8 protein-coding genes and 1 tRNA gene are annotated in these 4,911 nt (G+C 63.4%); 7 read left to right on the top strand and 2 right to left on the bottom strand.

All coding sequences use genetic code 11. The features are described from left to right. Positions 1-50 precede the first annotated feature (50 nt). Positions 51-126: transfer RNA gene (locus AB1609_15540), tRNA-Lys, on the top strand. A gap of 88 nt (positions 127-214) precedes the next feature. Here AB1609_15540 and AB1609_15535 read toward each other — a convergent pair. Further along, positions 215-1,330, bottom strand: coding sequence for a tyrosine-type recombinase/integrase (locus tag AB1609_15535; GenBank protein MEW6047865.1), 1,116 nt, complete (start codon positions 1,328-1,330; stop codon positions 215-217). Positions 1,331-1,364: 34 nt separating this feature from the next. Here AB1609_15535 and AB1609_15530 point away from each other — a divergent pair, with 34 nt between their 5' ends. Together AB1609_15530 and AB1609_15525 are read left to right on the top strand one after the other, a co-directional pair. After that, positions 1,365-2,114 carry a hypothetical protein gene (locus AB1609_15530; protein ID MEW6047864.1) on the top strand — a complete coding sequence of 250 codons (750 nt, stop codon included), beginning with the start codon at positions 1,365-1,367 and terminating at the stop codon, positions 2,112-2,114. Continuing rightward, a complete protein-coding gene (locus AB1609_15525) occupies positions 2,111-2,347 on the top strand; it encodes a hypothetical protein (protein MEW6047863.1) in 237 nt (78 codons plus the stop codon). The genes AB1609_15530 and AB1609_15525 overlap by 4 nt, the downstream gene beginning before the upstream one ends. Before the next feature lie 76 nt (positions 2,348-2,423). Here the strand turns inward: AB1609_15525 and AB1609_15520 are convergent, their stop codons facing one another. Next, positions 2,424-2,570, bottom strand: coding sequence for a hypothetical protein (locus AB1609_15520; protein ID MEW6047862.1), 147 nt, complete (start codon positions 2,568-2,570; stop codon positions 2,424-2,426). A 233-nt stretch (positions 2,571-2,803) separates the two neighbouring features. Here AB1609_15520 and AB1609_15515 point away from each other — a divergent pair, with 233 nt between their 5' ends. From AB1609_15515 to AB1609_15500, 4 genes are all read left to right on the top strand, one after another. Beyond that, a complete protein-coding gene (locus AB1609_15515; GenBank protein ID MEW6047861.1) occupies positions 2,804-3,010 on the top strand; it encodes a hypothetical protein in 207 nt (68 codons plus the stop codon). Between the two features lie 22 nt (positions 3,011-3,032). Beyond that, on the top strand, positions 3,033-3,311 hold the full coding sequence (locus tag AB1609_15510; protein ID MEW6047860.1) for a hypothetical protein: 279 nt from the start codon (positions 3,033-3,035) through the stop codon (positions 3,309-3,311). Further along, positions 3,308-4,123, top strand: coding sequence for a hypothetical protein (locus tag AB1609_15505; GenBank protein ID MEW6047859.1), 816 nt, complete (start codon positions 3,308-3,310; stop codon positions 4,121-4,123). Before AB1609_15510 ends, AB1609_15505 begins: the two co-directional genes overlap by 4 nt. A 281-nt stretch (positions 4,124-4,404) precedes the next feature. Beyond that, a partial coding sequence (locus tag AB1609_15500) for a hypothetical protein (protein MEW6047858.1) occupies positions 4,405-4,911 on the top strand: 507 nt, incomplete at its 3' end.

Below are 4,911 nucleotides of genomic sequence, written 5' to 3'. Positions count from 1 at the left end.
TACCCGCAGTGTCGCTGGTTCGAATCCAGCCGCCGCTACCACTATCAGGTGGACCATTAGCTCAACTGGTAGAGCATCCGACTCTTAATCGGAGGGTTGCAGGTTCGAGTCCTGCATGGTCCACCAGCAAAATCATAGAGCCGCAAAAGGTTCGCGGCTTTTCTTGTTTTTGGAATCAGCGGTCCCGACACAAAATCGGTGCCCAATCGGTGCCCTAACTCCGCAGCAGGTCTTCCAGCCTCGCGGCCGCCTGCTCCTGGAGCCCGGGCAGCACATGGCTGTACGTGTTGAGGGTCGTGCTGATGTCCTCGTGACCGAGCCGCTCCTGCACCACCTTCGGGTGCACGCCCTGGGCCAGCAGCAGCGTGGCATGCGTGTGCCGCAGGTCGTGGAACCGCAGGCCAGGAAAGCCTGCCCGCTTCGCCAGGGCGGCAAAGCGGTGGGTTATGGTCGAGGGATCGAGGGGTTCCCCGTTTTCCCGGCAGAACACCAGCCCGCGATCGTGGTACTCGGCGCCTAGCCGCAGGCGGTTCTCAGCCTGCCTCCGCTTGTGCGCCCGCAGCAGGGCAACGGTGCCCGGAGCGAGGGCCACAGTGCGGCGGCTCTTGTGGGACTTCGGCTCTTGGAACACGATCTTGCCCTGGAGCTTCGTAAGCGCCTGTCGCACGTGCAGGACCCGCCGCTCCAGGTCCACGTCTTCCCACCTGAGCGCCAGCAGTTCGCCGCGCCTGAGGCCGGTAAAGATGGCCAGGTGGATGAGCACCTCATCCGGGTGCCCCTCGGCGGCTTTGAGCAGCGCCCTGACCCCCGCAGGATCGAGTGCTTTCATCTCCGGCCGGCGAGGCCGCGGGGCCTCCACCGCGTCGGCCACGTTGCGCGGCACGAGCTGCCACTTTACGGCGTGGTCCAGCGCCTCGTGGAGGATACGGTGGATCAGCTGGACGCTGCGGGGCGAGAGGCCGCCCTTGCCGTCAAGCCGGCCTTCCCGCAGGGCCTTGGAGTAGAAGGACTGAAGGTGCATCGGAAGAAGCTTGCCGAGCTCGATCTGGCCCAGGTTCGGGATCAGGTGCCGCTCGACGTACATGCGGTAGCCCTGGTACGTCCTGGGCCGGAGATTCACGGAGCAGTAGTCCTGTAGCCACCGCCGGAGGTACTCCGCGACCGTCATCCGGCTGGGTTGTACCTGCGTGCCCTGCTCGTACTCCACCAGGAGCCTGGCCAACTCCTGCTCGGCCTCCCGCTTGGCGCCCTTAAAGCCACGGACCAGCCGCTTCCGCTTCCCCGTGGCCGGGTCGCGCCCGAGGTCGATCACGATGGTCCAGTTGCTCACGACACCACCCCGTAGAGTGAGCCAGGCCGGAGTGGTGACCCGGCAAGTAGAGGCTTATGACCTCTTGCAGGTCCTCGTGGACGACAAGCTGGCGGACCGGTACACTGTCACCGCCGCCGCCCTCAGGGCGGTACTGGACGGCGCAGGCCTGACCCAGCAGAACCTTACGCCGACGGACAAGACCCTGCCGGCGGACCGGGACTGGCCGCCGGGGACGAAGAAGCTGCAGGTGGTCAATGACCTGCTGGCCGCAATCAACTACCGGTCCTTGTGGATCGACGAGAACGGCACCGCGGTCGCGGAGCCATACCGGTCGCCACCAGAGCGGGCGCCGGAGTATACCTACCGGGACGATGACCAGTCGGTCGTCTTCCCCGAGGTGAGCCAGGGCCTCGACCTTTTTGGGGTCCCGAACAAGTGGGTACTGGTTGTATCGCAGCCCGACCGGGCGGTGCTCACCAGCACATATACCAACAGCAACCCGGACTCGCCGACCAGCACCGTGAGCAGGGGACGGACCATCGTGGACTACCGCGAGGTGGACACCGCCGACCAGGCCAGCTTGGACGCAATGGCCGCCAGGATAGCGTTCGAGGCCTCGCAGGTGTACGAGCAGGTAGAATTCGAGACGGCAATCATGCCGTTCCATAGCGACTCGGACGTGCTGGAACTGCACTATAGCAAGCTGGGAATCGCCTACAAGTACGCCGAGGTGGGATGGGGGTTTGACCTGAAGGCGGGGGCTAGGCATTACCACAGAGCGAGGAGGGTCGTTTCCGTATGAGGCCGGAGGACTTTCTGGACATCATGCGGCGCAGCACTGGCCCACCAGTGTTCCGCCTGGGCACCATCCCGGCGGGGTACACCTCGGGCCGGCCACAGGTGCAGTTCGACGGCGAGGGGAGCCCCAGCACCCGGACCTGGCCCTACCTCGCGAGTTATGCGCCGGCCGCAGGAGACCGGGTGCTGGTGGCCATGCTGGGGAACGGCGGAGTTGTGCTCGGCAAGATCGTGTGAGGAGGTGGCCTGCTGTGCCCGGGGTCTCGAGGTCCCCACCGAAAGCAGAAGGCGCCCCAGCCGGGGCGCCTGTTGTTTACTCTTCGCTCTTGAGCGCATCAATGAGCTGGTCGAGGAGGGCCAGCAACTCCTGCGCGAGGGATCGGAGCTTTGCCTCCGATTCGGTGGCCATCATCTCCCGGCAAAGCTGCCTGATCCTTGAGCACAGATCCTCCAGTTCCAAGACCAGCCCTCCTCTCGGTCATGATGTCCAGAATGAGGCGGTCAAGTTCCTGAGATAGAGTCAGGAACTTCTGCTTGTCCTCGCGCTCGTATGCGACGGACAGTTCTGTTCGGAGCTGCATAAGTCGGTCCACATACTGGCGCAACTTGGCATACCTCCTCCGCTCTTTACTTGGTCAAAACATATTCGCTGTTGGCAGAAGTTTCCCTGCCGGCTGCAGGAGGTGGTCTCCGGTGGCTGCCAACCTGGAGGTGGAAGTCGCCCGGATAGACGAGAGAGTTTCCGACCTGGAAGAATGGCGGGTCAAACAGAACGGATTGCTGGCGGACATCCAGAAAGATCTCCGCCGGCTGCGGGAGGACTGGGGTCGGCGGCCGACGTGGGCGGTGACGGTGATCATTTCGCTGCTGTCGAGCGCCTGCGTCGGCATGGCCCTTTAAATCATCACGGGGAGGTAAGAACATGAATACTGAAGGACTGAAGGACCTGGCAATCGGCGGCGTCTCTGCCGCCGCGGCGATCTGGGTCACACTCGAGGCCCTCAAGATCGCCGGTTGGGTGAAGCGCCGGTTTGCCCCGCTCGTGGCCATCGGGATGGGGGTCGTGGTCAGCGTAGCCAATGCCCTCTGGCCGGCGGGCACGGCCATCGTCGTGGTGGGCGTGGGCCTCGGCGGGATCGTCACCTGGATCTACGCCGGCGCCAGCAAGATGAAGGAAAACGCAAAGGGTGGCGGGCAATGAACCCCTTCGCGCGGAACCTGCTGTGGGTGTTCCGGGTGGGCGACTGCGGCGGCGCGGCGGCCGCCGTAGCAACGGCCAAGAGGCTGGGCGCGGGCTTGATAGTCAAGTACCATGACGGCGACCCGGCCGACGACGCCAAGTTTGGCTTCCAGGAGCAGTTCCGGGCCGTGCTCCAGGCCGCGCAGGGGCAAGGCGTACTCGTGCTGGCATGGGGCTACTGCTACGGGAACAAGTACGGCAACCTGCTCAAGGAGGCCGACGCCGCCGCCCAGTCGCTCAAGGAAGGAGCTTCAGGCTACGTCATTGACGCCGAGAGCGAGTGGGAGGTCCCCGGCTCCGACGACTGGGCCAGGCGGTTCGTGGAACGGGTGCTGTCCCAGGTGCCCGGGGCCCAACTCGCCTTCGCGCCCTTTTGGAACATGCGCTACCATCCCCGGTACCCGGCCAAGGCCTTCGCCCAGGCCGGGTGCGTGGCGGTGATGCCCCAGATGTACTACGCGCTGGCGAAGAAGCGACCCGACCAGGTGGCTGCCATGTGGCAGGTGGCGCTGGAGGATTTCTCTCCCATCGGCCTGCCCATCTACCCCATCGGGGAGCTGCCGGATGCCATGCCGGAGCACGTGCGGGCATTCCTGGCCGCTATAGGCGACCGGCCGCGCTCGTGGTGGCTGTTGGACAAGGCGTCGCCAGAACTGCTGGAGACGGCGTTCCCGGAGCCGCCGATGGTGCCGTTTGCGGAGTACAAGCGGGTGGTTGATGAACTCGAAATCGCCCGCGAGAAGCTGGCGCGGATCCGGGAGATCGTGGGTTAATTCCATGCGGAATACTGGTGGACCCGTAGCTCAGCCGGGAGAGCGCCTGCCTTGCAAGCAGGAGGTCGTGGGCTCGAGCCCCACCATGGGCTAGTTTGAAGCCGCTCTGACGGACCACGTTCGGTTACTGACGGCTGAGAGAGCACAAGCTTGCTGGAATACCGGTTCTCGGGCAAGGGATAGTTGACGATGGTACCCACTAGCTGTATTGTAGTTGACAAACAGGCCAGGTCCTGGTAAAGTAGTTGCGTACCCGGCAAAGCAACTACGGGAGGGAAAGCATGGAAGGCAGCGTTGCTTGGTCCTTAATCGAGCAGGAGATCCCGCAACAGGTGCGTTGGCTTCTTGTCGGCGCGATCAACAGGGCGTACGCCATAAGCTATGACTTATGCCAGGAGATTGAATGGCTCAACTGGCCTGTTGGTCGGGACGTCCTTGGCTACTTGCGTCGGGTTGCCGTGGATTTCGAGATGAAGAGGCTGGTGGACTCAAACCAGATACCGTTCGAGTATCAGGTAGCACCCAATGCTGCTGATAATTGTCGCCATCTGGAATTGAAGACCCCCCGCTGTGTCATAACGATAAGCCATGTCCAGTCGCGGGAAAGGCTCCCTCGCAGGGCGGTCTTTCGAAGCAACCTGGGTCTTTCTAACCAGCTCTTCTTTGATTTTTCGGGTGAATTGTGTGCTGTAAGAGAGGGGCCTTACTACTTGTTGCTGACTCACGGAGCTTCCGGCCCGACCCCCGACTTCATATACCTGGGGGTCCCCGAACCAGGCATTACGGCA

The sequence above is a fragment of the Bacillota bacterium genome (assembly GCA_040754675.1).
GTDB lineage: Bacteria > Bacillota > Limnochordia > Limnochordales > Geochordaceae > Geochorda.
This window is presented reverse-complemented; position numbering and strand designations above follow the sequence as displayed.